Below are 23,343 nucleotides of genomic sequence, written 5' to 3' on the forward strand. Positions count from 1 at the left end.
TATCTAGCAGTTTCCACGGTTCCCCGCAGTGGAAAACAGGTATCGGTGATAAACCTGCTGCCTCCATTTCAGCCTGATTTTTTGCCGTGGTTTCAGGATTTCCAACAACATCAAGGTTGAAATAGTGCTTTAGGTCATACCCGCCTATGTAGGCCATGTATTGAGACAAGCATAGGTGTATGCCACGCTTCCATGTTGAAAATGCCCCTGAGTCAAGCAATACTTCCAGTCCGTGTTTCTTAATAATCTGCCAGCATGTTTCACTCGGAGGCTCGGCGTAAGAAAGCATAATGCGGCTTCCTCCCGCTTTAATCAGTGTGTGTAGGGCGTTTGGCCTTTCTGCTGCGCCGAAATATACTTTCATATGCAACAACTCCAAATAAAAACCGGCTGCATCCATGTCGTGCGGAAAGTAATCCAACCCCTCTTTTTAATGGCATTGCCATCCACGTACCTTCTCTCTTTATCAATAGTAGTTAAACAATATGTTCAATGGTTCCAGCAGCAGCGCACATTTCCGGCAAATTCACCCGCGTGAGCGCTTCGGCAAGATCAGGAGGAACAGAATTCCCGCACATTGCTACCTGCGCAGCTTTTGACAACCGATTCCCCTGATAGTCGTGATCAATAATGTAAGTTGCCGGAAACCCCTGAGCGGCAAATAACTCATGCGGCTCCAGCATCCTCATACCGATATCGATGATCTGGTAATCCTGACCGTGAATTGTGACTAGTCCAAACCTGTCTCTGGTGGTTATGGTTCCGAGTGGTTCATCCAGTGTTTGCCCGGTTCCAGCGCCGTAATATTTCATCAGGAAGGCGCGTACCTCTCCTATATGCAGACCTCCGGCCGTAATCGTATGTACTGGTTCCGTAACAGCCTGTCCATGCTGGCAGGTCCCGCGAAGTTTAACCAGGTGACTGCTCACAAGAGCGTACCGGTTCGACGTGTCCAGGGTAAGTAGTGGCTTGTTCAGGACCTGCCCCCTTACTTCGTGGTTGGCTGTTTCCTTATGGTACTGGGCAAGGAAGGCGGCCACAAGTTGAGATTTACCACCGCCACCAGCTGTTACGGTACCCAGTGGTTCATCTGTTGAATGACCAATTGACTTACCAAACTGGCGGGCTATTACTGGCGCTACCAACAGGTGTTCTGCTTTAGTGGTAACTGTTGTAAGTGGTTGCTCTGCCTGATATTGCATTCGGTCCCCGCCGAATCCCGTCTGGCCTATGCGGACAATAAAAGGATTCGGGGTATCTATTACAAACTTCTGAATCCCCCGGGCGATTCGCCTCATGGTGTTCTCAGCCAGAGGGCGCTTGCGCTTGAATATGCTCGGGCACGGCAGGGACCAGTCAATGATCTCCGCTGCAGTCCTCCAGGGTTTCAGCTTGCCGCTTTTGACCTCGGCACTGTTAGGATCCCCGTGAGTAGGCTGTGGCCAGACAATGGGGCGGCCGTCACATCTTGCAACCAGAAAAAGGCGCTTGCGGATGGTCGGCGCTCCGTAATCACAGGCCCTTAGTTCCCGGTGATCATATTTATAACCTTGCCGCTCAAGCGCATTAAGAAAAGCCTGGAAGGTGCGGCCTTTTTGTTTCGGGTCCGGGCGGCCGTCTTTTAAAAGCGGCCCCCAGGTTTTAAATTCCTCAACATTCTCCAGGATAATCACCCGCGGCTTTACCGTTGCTGCCCAGCGGACGGCCACCCATGCCAGTCCGCGAATAGCCTTTTCAACCGGCTTGCCGCCCTTGGCTTTACTAAAGTGCTTACAGTCTGGAGACAACCACACCAAGGCCACCGGCCTGCCAGCCGCTGCTTTGCGCGGGTCTACATCCCAGACGTTTTCGCAAAAATGCTCTGTATCCGGGTGATTGGTCATGTGCATGGCTATGGCCACAGGATCATGATTAATAGCAACATCAACAGAGCGGCCTATTGCAAGGGCTATACCGGTACTCGCACCTCCGCCGCCGGCAAAATTGTCGACGATAATTTCTCTTACTGACCGCACCTTTATCTGCCCCCTAATGTTCAAGGGTGTTACAAAAGACAGAACTTGATTACAACACCCCGAGTCTGTTCAATATCCCTTCAATCACCCCAACTGCCTTGATCGCCCCATCTATCTCCCGGAGCTTTTGCGCCCTTTGTTCAGGCTTATTTTTGAACACCCACTCTCTCATTTTCCGTTCAGTTCCAAGGACTTTCCGAAGCTCAGCCAAAGCTAACTCGGCCTTCTCTTTGTCAGTCGTTGGCGGGAAGAGTGTATCCAACTAACTCACCTTCTTCTCCAAGGTATCAAATATAGTCAGCTGCCTGGATGCCTCCACCGCGGCCTCGGCGTATTTCCTGACTCCTTCCTGCCAGAGTCCATGGCGCCGGACCACTGAAGCAAAATCCTCCACGTCGTGCGACCAGATACACCAGCCGTTATCTCCAATCCCGCAGTGGCTGAGCTCGTGATCAACCAGTGCTAATTGCTGCTTTTCGTCGAGCTCTCCCCAGACATCAATATTGACAACAATAATGAAGTCAAAGCCGGTCAGGTGCCTGTGTTTGGCAGAGCACTTTTCAGCTGACCCCCAGCGTATCTTTCCGCCGACAGACCAGGCGCCCTCCCTGCCAAGATACCTTATTTTTGCATCGGCCAGGTGCTTATGGTGATCAACAATTAATTTGTGGGCAATTCTTTCAACATCGGGAGCGTTAGCAAAATTTACTTCAGGCAAATCAAACCCCTCCTTGCTTTATTCTCAGGCGGCGGAATCTTCGCCCCACACTTTTCACAAGGCCAGGTTCCCGCCGTATCTGCGCTATGCCAATCCGTGCCGCACTTTGGGCAGGTCCGTTTTTCCACCTTCAATCACCGCCTTCTCAGCACATTTTTTACATGGCTTGTCCTTTGCGCCCCAGTGGAGTTTTCCGCACTGGGGACATTTTCGCCGGTGCCCATGCCTGCCTACTGCGGGCATGTATTGCATTTTAGACCTAGCCATCAGAGTCTGCCCCCTTATCTACACCACTTCCGGGTCATATAGAGGTTCGGTTAACATTTCACACCTAACCTCTTTTTGATTCCTCCTGCAATTATTGGAGTACGCATTTTCCGCACTCTCCGTCAGTCACCTCCGGTACTTCCCATTCCCAGAGCCCCAGTGCCCCCTTTGCCGGTATCGGCTCGGGTAGTGGATTTACGTCTGCCAGTATCCAGGCATAGCGGCCAGGGGTGTAGTCACCGAAGGCAAGTTCGTTGCCAGTTACCTCTCGCGCTAAAGGATGCATACTATACAGTTGAGCCGCCACTATCTCACCTTCAATCGTTGTCCTGCCTGTAATCTGTAAACAGTCCACCAGTTTGCATGTTGCCACAACAGCGCCGCGTGGCAATTCATTAGTTCCTTGCAGGCCGGCACAATAAAGAGCCGTTAAAAATGGTTCATCAAGGCATAATAAACGTGCCTCCTGCGGGAAATTTTTCGCCGCATGAATAGCCAGTGGGCCACGATAAGACGTGTACCATGACCGTGTTTCAACACGCTTTCCCAGTTTGGCTATCTCTGGGTTTTGATGTCCGGCCAACCAAACAAGGTAGGCCCAGGGGTTCCAAACCGTGATTGCTTTCACTACCTCGCCCTCCCCCTGCTGACATCCTCCAAGCGCAGGGCCTGCCAGGCTTGCACAACATTGATATCTTCCTGACCTGCTTCCAGCGTCTCCACCTGTGCTTGCAGTTCCTTTATCTGACCCTGTAGGCTTTCGGCTTGCCTTTCAGTGTAAATATCTCCGCCTGAAACAAAAATGATTATGAGAAGCAGCACAGCTGACAGACATAAAAAAGCACGTTCATATTTGGTCACGACTTCGCCTCCTTCGGCTATAGTAGCAACTGACCCACAAAATAGATTAGCGCCGCGGCAATAATCCCATAGGCCACAATCATATCAACTCGCCTGTCTGTCCCTTCCAACCACTCCTGGATACGTGTTATAACCCTGTCCGCCGTCCTGACAGACCTGGCCGCCAGCGACGAGCGCACGGCAGCCCGCCGGCGGATCCCAGACGGCTGACCAACGCTATTCTCCTGAGTCACTATGCGCGTCCTCATATTTCCACTCCCAGTTTCCGCAGAGCCTGGCACCATAATTCTTTCATCTCATCGGGGCAGTGTGCCATAGCATCTTCCCACGTTGGCCAGCGGCCGTGTTCGTTATAAAACTTATATTGATAAAACAGACTGTCCCTGTTATGGGGCATATCAGGGTCGTGTTTAGCTGCGCACTCCTGGCAAGTATCCGGTGGCGCCGGAAATAAATTAAACGGGCTGAGGTGTTTCCCGGGTATTGTTTTCACGATACTAACCTCCTTTGCTCTGCCAGAACCAACTCATCTAATATCTCCGACTGTGCCTGTACTATGGGATGCTCTCTACCGTACAGGTCAGCTAATTTATACATCAGCTGGCGTGCATCTTCGAGTATGTTATTTTTTGATGTTGGCATATTCTACCGACACCTTTCATAGAATATATTGGGGAGTTATATTCTTATAGATTCGAAGGCCGGTAAGACCCCGTTACTTAGCTACAAATACCATTTTGCCTGTCAACTCCTGCACTTCCCGCTTAAACCTTGCCGCATCGCTGTTCCCTTCGCTAAGATGTAACAGCCATATCTCCCGGACCTTCTGCATGTCGTTAGCTTTTAAAAACTCCTTGACGTTCTCCAGAGAAAAATGCGATTGCAGAAGCCTGTTCTTTAGTTCCACCGGGACGGCCCCATTTGCCACGTTCTCACGCAGTATTTCCAGGGAATAGTTCGCTTCTATAAGAATGTGACTTAAGCCATTAAACCTATACCGGCAGTAAGCGGTGTCCGTCAGGTAAAGCACCTTAAAACCGTCTTTGCAGGCTATCAGAAACCCCAGGCTTCCCTCGGTGTCATGTTCTGTGCCGAAGGGTAGGATCGTCCATGTTCCCAGATAAAACTGCTCCAGCGCCCGTACAATCTTTATTCGGTGGTTTGATATGCCTAAGGCCTGCGCTGTTTCTTGGCTCATATAGCAATCAATTCCGGCCTTGATAACATCCTTGACAGCCTTACAGTGGTCCATGTGGCCGTGGCTTACCAGGCAACCGGCCAGGCTTGTTGTTTGAAAGTTAAGTCCCTGCTGAATGAGCTTCCATGAGATACCCGCCTCCAGAAGCAGGGGAGTTTGCCCGTCTGTCAAATAGTAAGCGTTCCCGCTGCTCCCGGATGCAAGGCATTTTAACTCAACCATTAGAATCCCGGACCATCTGTCCCGGTTGCTCCAAGAGACATCTGCTCGGGTTGCCCTTGTGCCGGTGGGTCTTTCGGAATATCCTGCTTCGGCTGCCCGGACGCGGCCGGATCCGGCTGTCCGTGTTCGGATTCGTCCAGGATCTCACCCTTCACATCAATGGTGGTTTTGTTGGCATTTTGATCTACTTCTTGCTGAGCCCTTTCATCGTTTTCCTGGGCCTCCACATAGGCGTAAGACTTAGCATTTACCTTCTTGGGATCCAGAGAGAGTTTTTCTGATACCCGGTGAACGATGGTCTTATACATCATCTCTTCGCGCCACTTATCCTCACTCCAGAAATCCTTTGTCCTGGCGCCGCCCTCGGCCTTTTTAAAGTCTCTTTCAGTGACCATGATCAGCTTGTTCTTTTTGGGGTCCTCGTACATGATGTACCCAAACCCTCCGACAACCTTACCGCGGTTAAAAGGGTTGGCAATTTCAAATTCAAAACTCTCAACTTCGTTTTTCAGCGATTTCATGTGAGGCTTAAAGATATCAGTGTCGTGTACCAGGTGATACAATACTTCCAGTGGTTCTTCTACAGCCAACTTGCGCCGGCAGTAGTCTTTACCGACATATCCGATTCGCAGGTCCAAGTCATACTTTTTTGTTTTCCCATTTAGATAAGGGATGGGGTGAATGTGATTCGGGATAAGAGCATCAAGACCTAACCCAATACGGTGAACAGCATCCAGGGCCAACTTTGGCAGGTTTACATTTTCCCATTTGTAAGGCACAACGTCTTGCTTCTGGCCGCGCTTGTCTTCCAGCGCCTTTAATGTGGCGTCAATTTTTACATACATGTGCTGCGCCAGGGTTTTCTCATATTCGGTAAAAGCCAGGGCGCTCCCCATTTCGGCTACAAACTGGCGCTCTATTTGAGATACAAACTTTGCCGATACGGTTTCTAAAGCGGTGGCGTTTGTCTGCTCTTTCTTTTGATCGTTGCTCATATTTAAGAAGCCTCCTTATATTTTTTGCTTTCGGTTTCTACTCTTAATGCCTTATCCGGCTCACTTACCACCAGGCTTATTAACTGGCCGACTGTTTCAATCGGCCTGGTTACTGCCTCCCGGTTGTCGATGAATATAGGTGCATTAAACCCGTAGTAATCGGCCAGAGTGTTTATAATATCAAGCCCTACGTTAATCCTGGCCGCATTGTTCAGCCCTCCGGTGTAAGGCACGCCTTGGTAAAGAGTTTCGCAACACTCGTTTACGCCGCCGTTAATCTGCACGTCAAACATCTTGAACCGTGCATACTTAAACCGGCTGTTTATCTTTTCTTCAAGCAGTGACACCTTGGACCTTATGAACTGCTCCGTAAGATAAAGCTCTTTCTCCAGCTGTTCATATTCCGCGGCCAGGTTTTTCTCCTGGGCTTTCAGTTCTTCAATGCGCTTCTTCCCGAGTTCCCGTTGCTTAACTTTCAGCAGGTCGGTTTCAAGGGTCTCGATGTCCTTAGTGATAGCCTCTATTTCGGCCTGAACCGTATTTGTGGACTCTTCGCTTCCAGCCTGGAGTTGGGCAATGGCCTTTTCAATAATTTCTTTTTCGCTCTGTTTTTGAGTATATTTGGGGTTGTCCGTGATGGGTTTTGCTTGATCTCTCAGGGCGTCAATCTCGGTTTGAAGCCTGATGGCTTCAGCTTCATTTTCTTGTAGCTTTAGCTCGGCGGCGTTTGCCTTGGTAACTAGGTCGGAGTTTTCTGCCATAAGGCTCTCAAGGGATTTTTTAAGCCCCTTCCCTTCGCTGTTAATTCTTTCAAGACGTTCGGCCTTGTCGCGGTTGAAGCTTCCAAGAGCTTTCTCCCAAGCTTGTTCCACCATATATTCCGGCAGGTCCTGGCCGCAGGTTGGGCAAACAGTTTCACTGTTGTATTCAAACTGCTCGTCGTTTACCTTGTGCCACCTTTCGCGTTTCTCTTTGATAGCAGCCTCAAGGCGGGACGCCTCGGTGGTAATGGCCTCCATCCTTCTTTTCGCACTGCCCAGGTCTATCTGCGCCGCGGCAACTTCTCTCTTAAAGACATTAATGTCGCTGTATTTTTTTTGGATAACCGCGTTTTGTTCGGATGATAGCTCGTTGACTATTCGGAGGATGTCGCCTTCGACCTCTGCAAGCTGGCGCCGCTTTTCTGCTATCTCCCCACCGCCCTGGATCCTGGCAAGCTCCTCCTGCTTGTTCTTCAGCTGGCCCTTCGCTATTTCGATGGTAGAGGGTAGCCCCAGTGTGTCAATGCCGTCGATGATCGGCAGGGCTCTTGTGGCTTCATCAATGCGGACCGGTATCTTTTCCAGCTCTTTGTTAATCTCAGAACGCCGGGCCGCGATCACTTTACGATGGTCATCAAGAGATCTGCCGGTATTCAAAACATTTAACAGCGAAAGCATATCTTTATTGCCAAGGGTAACCGCTGAATCAATGACTTCGGCATCGCTCAAATCGCCACATACCTCCAGGAGGATTTTACGGCGATCCTGCCAGTGCAGCTGCTCGTTGAAATATGTCGGGCTCGTGAGCAGTTTGAAAATACCTTCGTCGGCTATCCCGGCAATATGGGAATCATATTCTTTCTTCTGGACCGGTACACCGTCAATGTAATAGTCAGTGGTATGGCCCGTAAACTCGAGCTTGACGCTTCCCCGCTTCTTGGTCCACTTTTCTGTGAAAGCTTTCCGAAAGGTGAGCGTCCTGCCGTTTAGATCAAAAACACCCTCAACCTCATGGGAAAGGCCGTGAAGGACCTGCCCGCGGCTGTCCAGGGTTTTAATTTGGAAGTCTTTTTTGTTTTGGGAGTCTTTGTCGAACAGTAACCAAAGGAAGGCATCAAATAAAGTGGTTTTGCCGAGGGCGTTGTCACCGTACACAGTGACATTCCCGCCCTGGGTGTCAAGAGTAAAGGCTGTTATGCCTTTAAAGTTGCTGAGGGTTAATTTTAATAACCTCATATTTATACCTCCGTCTTTTAATGTGTGGCGGGATCATCGGCGTAAATCACCGTGCCTCCCCCGCCACTATCCTTATATAGTGCCGGCCCTCAGGTTGTCCGGCTTTTTAAGGTTCTTAAGGATTCCCCACCCCCTGAGTTAGACTGTGAGAGCCAGGGGGCAGGGAAAATGTTTTTCTGTTTACAAAGCTTGACCTCAAACTGTCAGGGTGATATATTTGTTTTGAAGTATTCACATTGCCGCTTTCGAAGCGGTCTTTTCTTTTTTTAGGTATCCTTTTTCTATTAATTCCTGCTCGTGTTGGTCCCACAACTCAGCCAGGCTCAATCCAAACTTTTTAAATACCCTGCTCTGGGCGTTCTCCCTGGCTGTTGCGGCCTCACAGCACTCCAGGCCCCACTCCTCCAGTTTTCTTAAGTCCTCCTCTGTCGCCCGGCCTGGTCCCCTTATCAGGATTGGGACGATTTCCATTGTTATGTCTATGGCCTCTCTGTATTCCTCCAGCATCTTCATAACACAGGCCAGTGGGTGATCATCAATGTTGTTTAGGTAAATCGGGCCTACCCCGCTTGCTTCGCGCTGGAGGACGCTGTATAAATTGCCGTGGTCGATAAACCGGGCAAGCATGGGCGAAATATCCTGCGGCAGCCGGCGCCGATTTGTTTCGATAGCTGCTATCAACTCCCTTGAAACGTTGCACTTCTTTGCCAACACCTCCTGACTGACTTGACGCGTTTTCCTGATTGCCGTACCTACTGACACCTTTATCACCTCCAATCTGTACCATTTATAATGGTTTTTTGTTACCAGGAACTGGTCTATTATTAAGCCAGCAAAATCCTCTGTCCCATCCCCCAACCTCCCGGTGCTTGGCCAGGTGCCGGGAGGAAATTCCCCCTTACCCGCGAGGAATCGAATTGCCTACCGGAGCATTTGCCTCTGCAACTTCTTGCCAGATAACGTCTATCGACTTCGTACCCTTACCCCAGGCCACCATGGCGGCCAGGGCTTCCTTTTCCCTTCCAGCGTCGATGAGCCCGGCCAGGATCTTCGGAAGGCTAGCACGTACAAACACTAGGTGCTGGAATATTTCAGCCGCTTGTAGCGCTGCCCGTTCCTGCATTTCCTGGGGCTCTGTGGAAGTTATCACTTCAACGTTCATCCAAAACACCTACCTTCAGCTCTACCCACCGGCCGCATTTACGACAGCGGATTTTTAACAAAAGCGAGCCCAGAACTTTGTATTCAAATAGTTTCCTGCCGCAGTGCGGGCATTTAAATGGCTGGATGGGGCTCACCTTCCTTCCCTGATTCTGTACCTCTTAAACTAACTGGCCATCGGTGCCGGTTGGTGTAAGTTTAGGATTTGCGCCTTTAGTTGCCATTTTGGCAACTTGATCTTTAAAAAAAAGTTCTACAATAGGGACTTTAAATAAATCCGCTAATATTAAGATTTGCTCGGCTTTAATTTGACATCTTCCATTTTCCAAGTAATGATAACCGAGTGCGCTCTTGTAACCGAGCGCTTTAGCAACTTCCTCCTGGGTTAACTTGTTTTGCTTTCTTAATACCTTAAGCTTATCTAAATCTATTTTAATAATAATCACCTCCCTGAGTTGCCGTATTGGCAACTGATTGATTATATAATAATTGCCATTATGGCAACTGTCAAGGGCTGAATTGCTTATTTGGCAATTTATTTTCCTGAATAGATTAATTATGGTAAAGTATAATTACCAAACTGGCAATAATGAGGGGTGGAGAGGTATGTCTTTAGGCAAACGACTAATCCTAGCTAGAGAAAAGGCCGGACTCCTACAAAAGGAAGCGGCAAAAAAAATAGGGATTAACAATTCAGTCTTAAGTCGTTACGAAGCTGATGAAAGAAGACCTGACCCTGAAACACTTACTAAGATAGCATCAGTGTACAAGGTAACTACTGATTATCTTCTTGGCCTTACCAATGCCCCCTCTCCATCCCGTCAGCCAGGTAAATCTACTGACCTGGCCACCCTAAACTACGTCCAGATCGGTAGCAGAATAAAAGAAGCCCGTGAAGCCATGGGGCTTTCACAGGCTGAACTCGGCGAAAAAACTGGACAACCTGAGCTTACAATAAGGTACTACGAAAAAGGTAAAAGAAAGATATCCATTGAAGACTTAGAGAAAATCGGACATGCCCTTCAGCGCCCCCTTGACTTACTAGCCCCCGAGCTTTTCGCCTCAGAGAGGCATGAGCCTGATATACTAATTCCCACGAAGAAAATCCCTCTCGTAGGTAAAATAAAAGCCGGCTCCCCAGGTTACGCAGCTCAAGAAAAACTCGGTGAGATAACAGTATCTAAGTATATTGACGCCGACTTCGGGCTCCTGATTAAAGGAGACAGTATGATAGATGCGGGGATCAACCCCGGAGATATTGCGGTATGCAAGAAAACGGAATTTGCCGAACATGGTGACATTGTGGTGGCACTCGTAAATGGCGATGAAACCACTCTTAAGTATCTCATCAACGAAGACGGCGAATTGAAGCTTAGGGCCGCCAATCCCAAATATCCTGACATAGCCTTGAGCCAGGGCGATGGCCGGATCCAGGGCGTTGTTGTTACAATCCAGAAAAGGCCATCGAGTTACAAGCGTTTTTTTGTTGATGTTCAAGAGGGAGACGACTGGAATGATGTTATACAAGAGGCGGCGAAATACGGGATTACTCGTGAGGCAGCAAAAAGGTTGATTAAGTCTTTTGGGCGGCTGAAGGAAGGGCTGCCGGAGGAAGATTTGTAAAGAAAAAAGACCGCTTTAAAAACGGTCTTTTGTTTAATATTGTAGTTATTTTAAATCCTAATGCAAAGACTCTTCAAATCTCTCCAGTTGCAGTATTGCTCTTCTGATAGATCTATAATCATTAGCTGGTACTTGTACATATTCAATCCCATCACTATTTTCTATTTCATACAGCCCTTGAGGAGCTCTTGATGTATTAATTAAATCTACATAGCAACCATAGTCTATGCTGTAAACATTAAATCTAACACCAGGTTGATCATGCGCCGAAATATTATGTTTTACTACATGTAATAGTCTTGCATCAAACAAATAATCAATTAATTGATGGCGGACATCACTTCTAAGTAGAAAAGCACGGGCACGGCGATGCCCAACTACTTCATCAACAATCCATCTAAGAAGATCTAAAGCTCCTGGTTTTGCATTCACTGCTGATTCTTTTGCCCTATTATACCATGTCTTTGCAGAAACACGAATATCTTGTACATTTATAGGATTTATATTTGCTCTTTGAGCTGCTATTACAAGAATATTAATAGCATCACGGGGAACACCTTCTGCAGCGCGAACAAATTCTTCAAAAGCATTTCTTTGATTAAATGCATGACGAATTAAATCACTTGATGTTTGAATTTCACTCAATGTTGCTTCGTCCAATACTGGCCGCACATGACGAAAAAGAAGTTCACTAAAAAAATCTTTTGCTCTTTCTGCATTATTATCAAAGACCATAAATTCATCTAAGTTTAAGCTTGTGGCTGCATCAGCGCCGACTTCGATACCAATATAGTGCGATCCTTCTAACCCCAAACGGAATTGACATCTTTGTTCAATGGCAGCAATCTTAACTGTTATACCAGCGATCGGGAAAATTGTACGTCTTAATAAATCAGCCAAATATGGTTGGAGATCTAAAGGAACTTCGCTCCATTCATCTAATAAAATCCACAAATTCATTGGTAAAATTTTTTGGATAACCTCACTCAAAACATTACACACAGATCCAAAATGCACCCTATGTCTTTCATTACCTCTTCTTATGCTTCTTTGTGTTGAACTCTCTTCCTGTTGTTCATTTAACTGCAAGCCAAGTCTTGCACTAGGGTTAGTACTTAGAGTTAACTCAGTACTAACTCCATTTTGAAATTGACTTCTGCTACTGGAGGTAATTTCTTGTTCAACTGAACCAGATACAATAACTTCGGTTATAGCTTCTGCTAGCTTATCAAGCAATGGCCCCACTTCAGACAAGTCAATTCTATCATCGTTTTCTATAACAAAATTTAGTAATTTATCATGAATAGATGACAATGTATCTACTAATAAACGAGTTGCTCTTTCTGGAATTTGTATTGTTGGATCTGAATAAATTCCTCCAGTTGACCCTACGGTACGCATATCAATCATGATTGAAATATCACCTTTTGATTCTATATAATCAGATAAGTAATATAACGCATGAGTTTTGCCAGTACCCCTCCGGCCATATAATATTTGGTGATCTTTATTAGAAAGCAAAATAAATAGTGGTCCCACATCCACGAATGTTAAAACCAAATGGGAACGCTCATACGTTTCTGCTCTTCTTGAAAGTTTTAGAAAAGCAGTATTTAAAGGTGTAGTCATAGATTAATCCTTCCTTATTAAACTTTAGACTGCCAATAAAACATTATAGCCAATTAATCTAGTACTCTAACTTTAGGTTTTATATCCCAATTTTTTATCCTTATTCTCCATATAAACAGAATATCCTACCAGTTAAGGAAGGATTTTATTATAATCTTATATGTGAATCGAACTATTTAGGCAAAACAAACTACCATATAACCTCACATGCAAGGTATTCACTTAATACCATCCGAACAGCTATTCGATCAGACCATGAAATTGAGTACCTATATCTCCCTTCCTGTACAGTTAGCCACCCATTCTCATATGTAAATACATTCTTGCTAACCACTACCGTGCGAAGAAAAGCTCGGCTACCTATCTCTGGGAACAATCCTTCAAAGGGAACGGTATTAAACGACCTAAACTGCTCCTCCGACATTTTCAACCATAGGGATACAAGAAATATATTCTGGTTCTTGTAACTGTGGCTCATTAAGCTCGTATGCAACGTGGCCACGGGCTAACTTTAAAATTACATTTTTGACCCGTTTTGAATCAGGCACCCAAAACACATTTCCTACAATGTCAATGTTACGACTTGCCATTATAAGAGAGGCGAGGGCAGTATCCTCACCTAAGTTTCGCTTGACCTTATCGCGTTTAATTGAAGCAAAATCTACTGACCCGGTAATTACACACTCAACAAAACATGCTAAGTATTTTTCATCCGCAGAAAAACCATTATTACATTCTTTACATGCAGGAACGACTGGCAAATTGGTGGGGAAAGGTTCGTCAAGCATTACCTTTGATGGAACATGGTCACGCGTAAAGGGAATACCACCACAATAAACGCATTGGCATTTAAAGCGCTCATCAAAAAAAAGTTTTCGCGGATCCATTTCGCACCTCGGAAGAATGGTTGTTGAGTTATTGAAAGCCATGGGTCTGGCAAATATTAAAAACCGGGCATTCCCTACAAGTTGGTGAATAATGTTTACAAACCAACGCTGCGAAATCTAAAATACCTAAGTTGTACTCCCTGGCCTGACCGTATGGGACTAATTCCTTGGACACCTGCTAGAACTTTTTTGTAGGGTTTATTTTTTCCAGCGACTTTGGTATCCCAAATACTCTCTTGTACACCCGGATGACGTTACGGTCTACCACCGGGACTTGTCTGTCATAGGCTAAAAATAGCACAGCATGTGCCATATAGTCCCCGATACATGGCAACGAAAGGAGCTCTTCCAGGTCGCCGGGTATGTATCCTCCAAACCCTTGATCGTAAAAGGTAGATTACAAGTAGTTTAAACCTTGACAAACAACATTTAGCGGTAAAATTATTTTTGGTTTTGTTTTAAAACTGTCTGGATTTTTTAATACTCTTCTCTGAAGTTTTCTACAATCCTTAATACTTTTAACAAGTACATTTACTTCTTCCGGAAGTTCAAAACTACCCTTGCAACGCCATTCTCGTTCGTGAATCCAACTAATCCATCCTTTTTTGGATACTTCAAATTTAACTACACGCCATTTTTCTTCTTCTGGTATCCCAAGCGTTTTCATTTCATCATCAGATAAGTATAAAACTGGGCGACAATTTTTTTTATAAGCTAATTTTTTTGACACAAAAATTCCATAAGGCTCATATCTGGGATCATTAGGGTCACAATTATCTTCATTAAGAATATACTTCAAAGAAATAAAGGGAACATCCATGAAACAAGTTGCAGTATTAGGACCTTTTATGAATCCACGGGTTTTATCACTACCCCATATCTCTCCACCCTTAAGTATGTTGACAAGATTTTCAAATGCTGAGTATTCATCTTCTTTAACAGTGTTCTTAGTGAGGTGAATTAAATAAGGGGTAAGGTCAGGACGCTCAAAAAAAGGGAGGTCCTCAAATTCTGGTGGAGACATTTACTTAACCTCCTTTGACTAGTTAATTAAAACTTTTTCCATAGTAATTCTACCATTTTCAGTTGAACTAATCTTATAACTTTTTGATTCATATAATTTAACAAGTTGTTCATCATTAGTTAATTTATCTAAAGAATGAACATATAATTTGATTTTCTGACGATTTTCTAATTTACATAATTCATCAGTTTTATCTAATATTAATTTAGCAATACCTTTATTACGGTGTTCAGTAATCACATAAATTTCATACAGTATTACATAATCATGAAAAGGTGGATAATCTAAATACAAAAAAGCTACTTCCTTATTTTTATATATAATAAAATATCTTTTTCCATATGGAACAGCTCCACTACGGACTATTTTCTTTAGTTCTTTGTTCGACGAAGATTCACCATTTTTAAGTTCTTTATATTTTAATTCACATGCTAATATCATCTTCAAAATCCTCTTAAACGTCATATAAAAGATTTGTAAATATATTCTTATTACTCAATCCCAATACACCAAATCGGCACAGTTACTACCGAGGAATAATCCCCTTTCAGGAAATCAACAAGCCTTTTAAAACTTGCCCTGGCCGAACGGTAAGCCTTGGCCTCACCCTGCCACTGCTCATATGCTAACTCGTCAAGTGTAATAATTACGCCGGCATCTATTTCCCGGCACTCATACAGCAGCATGAACCGAAAGAAATCCCGGAAGAACATCTCAAACCGGGAGAACTCCATTTCAATGGCAACCTTCCATTTACACAGGTCCAGGAAATCATTTTTATTAGTGTTGAAGTCGGCCCTCCCCTCCTTGGTCCAACCCTTCGCTACAAAGGCATCCGTTATGTAGTCCTTAACGGTCGTACCTTTCTTGGAACCATGGGGATAGGGTTGAAGCACAGTTAAAATCGACTGAATCTCTTTGACCAGTTCGGGGTGAAGTACCTGGAGAAGTTCTTTGCCGTGCCTGTGGGAGTATTCGTTGTATTTCATGTTCTATCACCGTCTCATTGAAAGCCCTTGCTCATATTACTAAATCAGCCTTTTGACTGCGTATGTTCCTGCTATCATAGCAATTCCCATTGTAGCTCCCAAAAACTACGCATAAAGAGGAATTGCAATAAGCTAACCATAAATAACAATCGTTAAAATATACATCGCTGTTGCGGTGTTTTCCTCGCTTTCTATATATGCAACAGGTGGAATTCCTAAAGACAAAAACACAGCCGCTCCTATCGTTCCTGCACTTCTGTCAAGTAAGGCTTATGCCCTATCCGCTTCCCGCTTAAATATTCCCTCGATTCAAGGATTTTATTTTCGTAGTCGCATTTCTCTTACAAATATCCAAATGAGCCATAGGCCACCAGTAATTAAGACCAAAATACAATCGAAAATAAATGAACCACATCCATATTTTTTCATTGGTATAGCACTCCTTATATCATCTTTATAGCCTGGCCTCTCTCTTGTGCATTAAAAATAATATAATTAAAAGCGCCAACAAGTATTGAGGCAACCCAAGGCGCTGTTGATAACCCGTTCATTTTCCCGCCAAAATCATTTTTGATTCTACCTTCCAAAGTATCAGGGTCAGTATTTGTCCTGCTGGCCCCAATCCTTACCCAGTCTCCCCTATGCTCTTTTAACATGCTGTAGGCTGATTCAAACCGGCCTTTCTCTAGTTTTAGTTTTATCCGTGAATTTTGAAACTGTAATATAAGACGGTCGCCATCTATGCTAATCTCAAATTTCTGTGATTTCTGTGTAGGTGAAAGCGATGATTGTTTTGGGTTGCGTTTAACAAAGTCAGTTATCACATCCCAAAGAACATAAATGATATTACCCCCTCTAATACCTAGTCTTCAAAGACTAGCCTGGCTGTTCAAATATTTTGATTTAAATACATCTTAAGCAAGGCTAGGTTGTACGATGCATTAACGGTTATATCATGATAATCAGCCGGCCTCAAAGATTTTGTAGTTTCAAATCTTTCCAAAACACGTTCAATGAAATTTTTAGAGTGTGTTCTTGGTATCATTGTTGAGAAAGGAGTATATATTAGCCCATTACTTATAACATCAACTGTAAAAGGCTTTTCTTTTGCCATCGTATAAATTGTTTGCCCTTTAAGCCCTCTTATGAATTCGATAAAAGCGTAATAATCAATTATCATTAAAATCGCTCCCATTTAAAATTTTTGATTTCCCATTATTCTCCACGGGAACAGAAAAATCCTACCAACTAAGGAGGACTTTACCGAAAAATATCGAATCATTGAAAAAGAGAAAAGACGGCCGCCCTAGTGGGTGGTCGTTGTGGTTTAGGCGGGATTCGACATGAAATGACAATAAAGGAGGAAGTAAAATGTGGATGTTCATGGCAACTATAGGTTTTTTAGGATTCGTCGTTGCAATTGTTGGAGCAATAGTTTTTAGCATTAAGAAAAATATCATCTGGAAGAAATGGCTTGCTGGAGCTGGTGTAGCTTTTATTTTGTTTATTGCAGGTGCATCTTTTTCTCCATCTAACCCATCTAGCGAACAGAAGAATTCTCAGGCCAATAATTCACAAACAGAACCAGAAACTCATTCACAAAAATCTCAGACAGCATCGGAAACTCAATCACAAAAATCAGAACCAAAAAGTATCCCCGGGACTTTATCCCTAAACCCCAATGAATTTAAAACCAGGTTTAATAAGGCTTCCCAGGAATTCGAATCCGATTTAAAAATAAGCAACTTAAAAGTAGAAACTGGTACAGTGCAAAATACGTTCCAATATATGCTAACTGATAGATTAGCATTACTTGGAACTGTAAACAAGGCAGACGGCAGTATCCGTGATATATCCATGTTAGGCCAAGGTGACGGAACAGTAAAATCAGGAATGAATATTCTTACAACTATGGGGATTTTGATAGCCTCAATTGACCCAGAAATAAGCCCAAGCGAAAGAGGGGATATTCTTAAAGACCTCGGGGTAATGGGAGATAATGTTGACATTTACAATGTTGACAACAAGACTATCCGCAACGGGAGAAGATACTGGATTAATAGTTCGAAAGAAATCGGAATTATGTTTGGCGTAAGTGACGCAAATGAAAAATAGAACTGAGCCTGCATGAAATCTTACTTAAATTTGTGAAAGGATGATTCGAGTGAAACTGCGCACTATTATTATTGTCATTATTGTATCCCTACTTCTCTCTCTAACAGGTTGTGGCGGCTCAAAAACAACCATCACTACACCGGCTAATACCCAGTCTACAACACAGACGCAGCAGAACCAAAAAGCTCAACCTCAGCAACAGCAACAATCTGAAACAAAAACTAATACATCTACTCAAGCAACCACACCCGCCCAGGTTACTACAAATACACAAGCAACTACATCCCCGGCAGTAACCAGCACTACACCGGCTCAGACTGAGAAGAAAGATGTAACCGTTTACGTGACCAAGACGGGTGAAAAGTACCACAGTGCCGGCTGTCAATACTTATCGAAAAGCCAGATACCTATGAGTCTTTCCAAGGCAAAAGCAGCTGGGTATACTCCCTGCAGCAAATGTAATCCGCCACGATAAAAAGGAGTGAATTTAATTGAGAATGTTTAGAACCTTAATATTGTCCTTGCTACTTATCTTTACTGTCACAACCGTCGCTTACGCCGCACCCCAGGTTATTCTTGACGGCCAGAACCTCTCATTCGATGTGCCACCGACCATTGAAAACGGCAGCACCCTGTTACCCCTTCGCGTGATTTTCGAAGCCCTGGGCGCTGATGTGCAGTGGGACGGAGCAACCCAAACAGTGACAGCGAATAAGTCAGGTACCGAAATCCGCCTGATTATTGGCGGTGTTGCATATAAAAATGGTCAGGAAGTGCAGCTGTCCGTTCCGGCAAAAATAATTGATGGCCGCACCATGGTCCCCCTCCGCTTTGTCTCAGAAGCTTTTGGCTGCCAGGTATCATGGGATGGAGCAACTCAGACAATCACTATCTCGAGCATATCCGGAACCGGCTTAATTAAGGTCCATTTTATTGACGTTGGACAAGCTGATGCTATTTACATATCCCTTCCGGATCACAACGATGTACTTATAGATGCCGGAAACACTGCAGATGGTCCCACAGTAATTAACTACTTAAAAAACCATGGGGCAGACGATACTCTTGAACTCGTTATTGCCACCCACCCTCACGAGGACCACATTGGCGGACTACCTGCCGTCTACAACGCTTTTAAGGTTAAGGATACTATCGACAGCAGCATGTATTATGACTCCGCGGCTTACAGGAACTATTCGGACGCTGCCCATAACAACGGCGATTATTGGGAAGTGGACAATCAGCAGACCTTCACTTATGGAAATGCAAAATTGCAAATTCTGACCGGACCTGGCAGCTGGGATAACGCAAATGATTATTCTGTAGTTTGCCGGTTGGACACCGGAGATATTGAATTTCTTTTTATGGGTGATGCCGGTTTTCCGGCGGAATCAGCACTATCGGGTGAACTGGACGCTGAGATCCTCAAGGTCGGCCACCACGGCAGCCGGACTTCTACTTCGGCGGCTCTTCTCAGCAGGGTTAATCCTGAAGTAGCCGTCATTTGCGTTGGCGCTGGAAATACTTATGGCCATCCAACAGCTGAGACCCTTCTGCGGTTGCAAAACGCCGGCGCCACAATTTACCGGACTGATCTTAACGGTAACATTGTAGTAACAACCGATGGTAAATCCTATAACACCGCTGTGGGCCGTTCAACTACTTCTGATATCCCTACAAGCAATTATCAGCCCCAAGATACTACTCCAGCACAGACAACGGCCAGTACAGGGGCTTATGTTGGCAGTATAAAATCAAACAAATACCATTACCCGAGTTGCCGATATGTCCAAAGTATTAAGCCTGAAAATCAAATATGGTTTGCAAACGAAGCTGAGGCTCAGGCTGCGGGATATGTTCCGTGTAGTGTATGTAAACCTTAATAAAAAAGACGGCCGCCCTGATGGGTGGTCGTTGTAGTTTAGGCAGGATTCGACAAAAGTTGGCAATTTATTTAGGGAGGTGATTTGTTTTGAAATATCCATAAGAGAGGAGCTCTGGAACGAGATTTCTATATACCTATATGTTTTAAGGAGGATACTTATGTCTCATGAAGAATGTTATGTTCCTATTTTAAAATGGAAGGCAGGAGAAAAGTCTGCTTTACAGCATCTTACCGAAGATCAAAAATCAAAAATTATACCTATTATTGAATTTACAGAGTACCAAGAACCCAAAACTGTGTTAGATGATTTCAAAAAGTGGTATAACCATCCAATATATATCGATACAATCCGTATTGACGAAGGAACAGGAGAATATTTAACCGCACTAATTAACCTTTCAGGCGAAAATAATGAAATTTTTCCTGTACTATATTTTGATAATTTTCCTGAATTGGCTGATGAGCTCTATAGAACAACTAAAAGATTCCTTATCAGAATACCAGTTCCTGAAGATGTGGATGGGGCAGATTATTCAACTATCTTTAGTTGCATAACCGATTGGCATACCGGAAAAGAAGTGTCGCTAGATATAATCCTAGATCTTGGTGTGGTAGAAAGCAAAAAGGACGCTAACTTACTTTATGCAGAATTAAAAAACGTACTTAACATTTATGTCAAAAAAAATAAATCATTTAATAAAGTAATTATTGCAGCAACCTCATTTCCGGAAGATCTTTCTTGCATAAGTGCTGGTGAAAGTATATTTTTTGATAGGTATGACATTGTTATCTTTGAGAAAATTTTCAGCCAACCAAATTTAGCATCAATCAAAAACCGGTTAGTCTTCTCCGATTATGGCGTATCAAAATTTACAGAAACCGAGCTCGACTTTTCAAAACTTAAATATGGAGTTTTACCTAAATCAAAATACACAACACCCAAAAAATATTGGGTGCTTAAGGGAGCAAAAGATCATTTTACAAAAACATGGATTAAGGACCATAAGGATATTGCCTTAGAAATACTAAATTCCCGTTATTTCTATGGAGAAGATTTCTCATTTGGTGATTTAGAAATAAAAGAAAGAGCAATGAGTTTAAACGGAAAAGGTCCCGGAAATCACACTAATTGGGTCACAATTGATACAAATCATCATATATCTGTCGTAATTGAAGAGCTTTCCAAGATTTACGGTTCTTGAGTTTACTCCTCACAAATGCTGAAACCTCTGGAAGTTTAATATTATTTTCAACTATCTTTCCCAGCTCGTATCTCGTTTTTGTTTTAACTCCTTTTGATATTCCATTAAACTTCAATAGCTCAAGGAGTTCATCTTTCCATAAAAGCTGGGAGAGATAAATTATTTCAATTTCCTCATTTTCCTGAGGAGCTCTTTGCTGGTTGATGTACACACTTTCATTACTTTTGGCAACGCTATCTAAACCCCACCATTCCGGTATTATGTCAATTGCTTTGGAAAAATGTTTTTCCGAAGTTACTAAAGTTACAGTATCAAACATTTTATTGTAATACTCTACCTGAGTAGACAATCTTTCAAGGTTATCTTGCTCGCTTTTTATCTCAAAACCATGTATTTTACCATTAATAACAGCAATATCGACTCTGGCGCAACCAAAGCAAATATCCATTTCATGAACAACTATTGAAGTCGGATCTGCAATAAATTCTTGCTGTTTAGATATTTTATTAATTAAAACATTTCTTATATCTTTATCATAGACTTTCATTAAAACCACCTCAAATAATACAAAAACCCCTACGAAAGTATGTTTAAACGCTGCTACCAACAGACTTAACAACAATTTTTATAATTATGTGTTTTTTTACATTAAATATTACGTAGAACATTCTACATATATACATGAAACCCTTTAAGATAATTAAAAAAATAGATAATATTTACAATAAGCCCAAGCCAGGCTTGTCTTTGAGGTGACAGCATGAACTTCCAGGCCACCAAGGTAGATTAAAGGGCTTGACTGCCAGGTATAACCAGTTTAATATTTACATATAGCGTCCCTTTAGCGGACCGATATTAAGCTTCAGCGTCCCCAGCGGACCAGCAAGCCCCTGTTTAACAGGCTTGCTGGCCTTTTGTTTTAATGCGGCAGAACTTACACGAAGGAGGGTTTACCCTGGAAACAACCTGTGCTATATACATAAGAATTTCGACGGACGAGGACCTGCAAAAGTGGTCCCTGGCCGGCCAGCGCGAAGAACTGACACGCTTTGCAGAAAAGCGCGGGTGGAAAATCTTCAATGAGTATAAGGACGAGATCACCGGCAGCGCTGCGAAGCGGCCGGGTCTGGACGAGCTCCGGAACGACATGGCGGCCGGCTGCTTTACCGTCATTCTGGTTGTTGACCAGGACCGGATTTCCCGGATGGAAACAATCGACTGGGAGTTTTTTAAGAAGGAGCTTCGTGAATGCGGCGTCAAAATAGTCACGCCGGCGCAGGAAATAGATTTCGAGGACGAGGACAGCGAGCTGGTCAGCGACGTCTTCAACCTCTTTGCCCGACACCAGCGCCGCAAGCTGAAGAAGGCCATGCGCCGGGGCCGCGCCCAGGCGGTCAAGGCCGGCAAGTGGCTGGGCCGGGTTCCATATGGCTACAACAAAAACAAAGACGGCGTACTCGTACCTGATCCGGAAACAGCCAGCGTGGTAAGGTATATATTCCAGGAGTACGCCAAGGGCAAGGGTGCGCCTCATCTCGCGCACTATGACTTGGATCGCGTCCCTTCCCCGAATGGGATGAAGTGGGATAAGACGGTTGTAGTAGCCATTATCCGTAATCCCGTTTATGCTGGCATTCTTTCGTTTCACGGCGTAGACGGACATACATGGAAAGAAAACAACCATGAAGCAATCATCGACAAAAAGACCTTTGAAACATGCCAGCAGATCCTCCATCAGCGCGGAGCCTACAACCATTTTTACATGACCCGGAACCGCAGCCATACCCTCTTAAACGGCGTCCTGGTTTGTGAGTGCGGCAAAATACTTACCGTTAAACTGATTAAAAAGACCCTCAAGGGCAAGAAATATGAATACTCCTACTACAGGCACCCCCGGCCCACGGAGCGGCCGAACAAAGGCATATTCGCCCCGCAAAGGGACTGTTCGGCCAGCTACAGGACCGATAAGCTGGACCGGGCCATCGTTGATACTATGAAGCTCATTGGAAGCTCCCCTGAAGCTGCCAGAAAACTGATCCGCCTCAACAACGACCAGGGGGAGATCCGCAGGTTGGAGGCTCAGTTGTCAGCCCTTGAGCAGATAGAGAAGGCTACGCAGGCAAAACTCGGAAAACTATTAAAGCTGTACCTGAGAAGCGATTGGGATGAAAAGACACTGAATATCGAGAGGGCGGCGCTTGAAAAGGACCTGAAGAAGAATCACCAGGAACAGAAGGTTCTACAGGAGAAGCTGGCCATGGTAAGCCGGCAAAATGTTACCCTGGAGATTATCATGGAATACTTTGCGCTGCTGGCCAATTTTGAGACCGAGGTATCCGTGGCCGACCAGAGGCGGATTATACAGACCATCTTCCCGCGGATTGAGGTTAAGAAAAACGGCGACATAGTGGCCACGGCAAGAATTCCGTTGGCGGATATTTTTCAGTCAACTAGAAAGGACCAGGTGTCCTGTCACGGCCGCCTGCACGGCAATCTCGGCGGTCTGGGGATCCCTTATTTCACCGATCATAATAACGTCTGGATCCTGTCTCAGG

General features: G+C 44.5%; 28 protein-coding genes and 3 pseudogenes. 7 read left to right on the plus strand and 24 right to left on the minus strand.

The window, feature by feature from the left end; genetic code table 11:
- The 15 genes from NC238_08950 to NC238_09020 form a co-directional block, all read right to left on the minus strand.
- A partial coding sequence (locus tag NC238_08950; GenBank protein ID MCM1566056.1) for a hypothetical protein occupies positions 1-364 on the minus strand: 364 nt, incomplete at its 3' end.
- Positions 365-476: 112 nt separating this feature from the next.
- Positions 477-2,015, minus strand: a complete 1,539-nt coding sequence (locus NC238_08955; protein MCM1566057.1) for a DNA cytosine methyltransferase — start codon at positions 2,013-2,015, stop codon at positions 477-479.
- Between the two features lie 49 nt (positions 2,016-2,064).
- Positions 2,065-2,277 carry a hypothetical protein gene (locus tag NC238_08960; GenBank protein MCM1566058.1) on the minus strand — a complete coding sequence of 71 codons (213 nt, stop codon included), beginning with the start codon at positions 2,275-2,277 and terminating at the stop codon, positions 2,065-2,067.
- Positions 2,278-2,733 (minus strand): hypothetical protein, encoded by a 456-nt coding sequence (locus tag NC238_08965; protein ID MCM1566059.1) that lies wholly within the window; start codon positions 2,731-2,733, stop codon positions 2,278-2,280.
- Between the two features lie 84 nt (positions 2,734-2,817).
- Positions 2,818-3,000, minus strand: coding sequence for a hypothetical protein (locus tag NC238_08970; GenBank protein MCM1566060.1), 183 nt, complete (start codon positions 2,998-3,000; stop codon positions 2,818-2,820).
- Positions 3,001-3,091: 91 nt separating this feature from the next.
- Positions 3,092-3,391 carry a hypothetical protein gene (locus NC238_08975; GenBank protein MCM1566061.1) on the minus strand — a complete coding sequence of 100 codons (300 nt, stop codon included), beginning with the start codon at positions 3,389-3,391 and terminating at the stop codon, positions 3,092-3,094.
- A gap of 236 nt (positions 3,392-3,627) precedes the next feature.
- The gene (locus tag NC238_08980; GenBank protein MCM1566062.1) at positions 3,628-3,861 is read right to left on the minus strand and encodes a hypothetical protein; all 234 of its coding nucleotides are present in this window, start codon (positions 3,859-3,861) and stop codon (positions 3,628-3,630) included.
- A 17-nt stretch (positions 3,862-3,878) separates the two neighbouring features.
- Positions 3,879-4,109 (minus strand): hypothetical protein, encoded by a 231-nt coding sequence (locus NC238_08985; protein MCM1566063.1) that lies wholly within the window; start codon positions 4,107-4,109, stop codon positions 3,879-3,881.
- On the minus strand, positions 4,106-4,354 hold the full coding sequence (locus NC238_08990) for a hypothetical protein (GenBank protein MCM1566064.1): 249 nt from the start codon (positions 4,352-4,354) through the stop codon (positions 4,106-4,108). Before NC238_08990 ends, NC238_08985 begins: the two co-directional genes overlap by 4 nt.
- A gap of 222 nt (positions 4,355-4,576) precedes the next feature.
- Positions 4,577-5,281: an MBL fold metallo-hydrolase gene (locus NC238_08995; GenBank protein ID MCM1566065.1), complete on the minus strand. Its 705-nt coding sequence runs from the start codon at positions 5,279-5,281 to the stop codon at positions 4,577-4,579.
- Positions 5,281-6,276 (minus strand): recombinase RecT, encoded by a 996-nt coding sequence (locus tag NC238_09000; protein MCM1566066.1) that lies wholly within the window; start codon positions 6,274-6,276, stop codon positions 5,281-5,283. The genes NC238_08995 and NC238_09000 overlap by 1 nt, the downstream gene beginning before the upstream one ends.
- 2 nt (positions 6,277-6,278) lie before the next feature.
- Entirely contained in the window at positions 6,279-8,273 is a 1,995-nt protein-coding gene (locus NC238_09005) for a hypothetical protein (protein ID MCM1566067.1), read from the minus strand.
- A 231-nt stretch (positions 8,274-8,504) separates the two neighbouring features.
- Positions 8,505-9,035: a helix-turn-helix transcriptional regulator gene (locus NC238_09010; protein ID MCM1566068.1), complete on the minus strand. Its 531-nt coding sequence runs from the start codon at positions 9,033-9,035 to the stop codon at positions 8,505-8,507.
- Between the two features lie 136 nt (positions 9,036-9,171).
- Positions 9,172-9,423 carry a hypothetical protein gene (locus NC238_09015; GenBank protein ID MCM1566069.1) on the minus strand — a complete coding sequence of 84 codons (252 nt, stop codon included), beginning with the start codon at positions 9,421-9,423 and terminating at the stop codon, positions 9,172-9,174.
- A 172-nt stretch (positions 9,424-9,595) separates the two neighbouring features.
- Entirely contained in the window at positions 9,596-9,880 is a 285-nt protein-coding gene (locus NC238_09020; protein MCM1566070.1) for a helix-turn-helix domain-containing protein, read from the minus strand.
- A gap of 160 nt (positions 9,881-10,040) precedes the next feature.
- Here NC238_09020 and NC238_09025 point away from each other — a divergent pair.
- Together NC238_09025 and NC238_09030 are read left to right on the plus strand one after the other, a co-directional pair.
- Positions 10,041-10,229 (plus strand): annotated as a pseudogene (locus tag NC238_09025) (helix-turn-helix domain-containing protein).
- Positions 10,230-10,334: 105 nt separating this feature from the next.
- Entirely contained in the window at positions 10,335-11,057 is a 723-nt protein-coding gene (locus NC238_09030; GenBank protein MCM1566071.1) for a helix-turn-helix domain-containing protein, read from the plus strand.
- Between the two features lie 57 nt (positions 11,058-11,114).
- Here NC238_09030 and NC238_09035 read toward each other — a convergent pair whose 3' ends face one another.
- The 7 genes from NC238_09035 to NC238_09065 form a co-directional block, all read right to left on the minus strand.
- Positions 11,115-12,686, minus strand: a complete 1,572-nt coding sequence (locus NC238_09035; GenBank protein ID MCM1566072.1) for a hypothetical protein — start codon at positions 12,684-12,686, stop codon at positions 11,115-11,117.
- Between the two features lie 404 nt (positions 12,687-13,090).
- Positions 13,091-13,573 carry a hypothetical protein gene (locus NC238_09040; GenBank protein ID MCM1566073.1) on the minus strand — a complete coding sequence of 161 codons (483 nt, stop codon included), beginning with the start codon at positions 13,571-13,573 and terminating at the stop codon, positions 13,091-13,093.
- Between the two features lie 397 nt (positions 13,574-13,970).
- On the minus strand, positions 13,971-14,597 hold the full coding sequence (locus NC238_09045; protein ID MCM1566074.1) for a hypothetical protein: 627 nt from the start codon (positions 14,595-14,597) through the stop codon (positions 13,971-13,973).
- A gap of 18 nt (positions 14,598-14,615) precedes the next feature.
- Entirely contained in the window at positions 14,616-15,038 is a 423-nt protein-coding gene (locus tag NC238_09050; GenBank protein MCM1566075.1) for a GNAT family N-acetyltransferase, read from the minus strand.
- Positions 15,039-15,088: 50 nt separating this feature from the next.
- Entirely contained in the window at positions 15,089-15,586 is a 498-nt protein-coding gene (locus NC238_09055; GenBank protein ID MCM1566076.1) for a hypothetical protein, read from the minus strand.
- A 443-nt stretch (positions 15,587-16,029) separates the two neighbouring features.
- A complete protein-coding gene (locus tag NC238_09060; protein ID MCM1566077.1) occupies positions 16,030-16,242 on the minus strand; it encodes a hypothetical protein in 213 nt (70 codons plus the stop codon).
- Positions 16,243-16,475: 233 nt separating this feature from the next.
- On the minus strand, positions 16,476-16,766 hold the full coding sequence (locus NC238_09065) for a hypothetical protein (GenBank protein MCM1566078.1): 291 nt from the start codon (positions 16,764-16,766) through the stop codon (positions 16,476-16,478).
- Between the two features lie 191 nt (positions 16,767-16,957).
- Between NC238_09065 and NC238_09070 the strand changes: the two genes are divergently transcribed.
- From NC238_09070 to NC238_09085, 4 genes are all read left to right on the plus strand, one after another.
- On the plus strand, positions 16,958-17,701 hold the full coding sequence (locus tag NC238_09070; GenBank protein ID MCM1566079.1) for a hypothetical protein: 744 nt from the start codon (positions 16,958-16,960) through the stop codon (positions 17,699-17,701).
- Between the two features lie 49 nt (positions 17,702-17,750).
- A complete protein-coding gene (locus NC238_09075) occupies positions 17,751-18,176 on the plus strand; it encodes a hypothetical protein (protein MCM1566080.1) in 426 nt (141 codons plus the stop codon).
- Between the two features lie 22 nt (positions 18,177-18,198).
- Positions 18,199-19,584: a stalk domain-containing protein gene (locus NC238_09080; protein ID MCM1566081.1), complete on the plus strand. Its 1,386-nt coding sequence runs from the start codon at positions 18,199-18,201 to the stop codon at positions 19,582-19,584.
- Positions 19,585-19,744: 160 nt separating this feature from the next.
- Positions 19,745-20,788, plus strand: coding sequence for a beta family protein (locus NC238_09085; protein ID MCM1566082.1), 1,044 nt, complete (start codon positions 19,745-19,747; stop codon positions 20,786-20,788).
- On the opposite strand, the gene NC238_09090 is transcribed toward NC238_09085, so the two are convergent.
- Positions 20,721-21,335: a sce7726 family protein gene (locus tag NC238_09090; protein MCM1566083.1), complete on the minus strand. Its 615-nt coding sequence runs from the start codon at positions 21,333-21,335 to the stop codon at positions 20,721-20,723. The two genes, NC238_09085 and NC238_09090, sit on opposite strands and share 68 nt — an antisense overlap.
- Before the next feature lie 375 nt (positions 21,336-21,710).
- Here NC238_09090 and NC238_09095 point away from each other — a divergent pair.
- A pseudogene (locus NC238_09095) lies at positions 21,711-22,469 on the plus strand (recombinase family protein).
- Positions 22,470-23,237: 768 nt separating this feature from the next.
- Here NC238_09095 and tadA read toward each other — a convergent pair.
- Positions 23,238-23,343, minus strand: a pseudogene (gene tadA / locus NC238_09100) (Flp pilus assembly complex ATPase component TadA).

Origin of the sequence: Dehalobacter sp. (assembly GCA_023667845.1) — a bacterium.
Taxonomy (GTDB): Bacteria; Bacillota; Desulfitobacteriia; order Desulfitobacteriales; family Syntrophobotulaceae; genus Dehalobacter.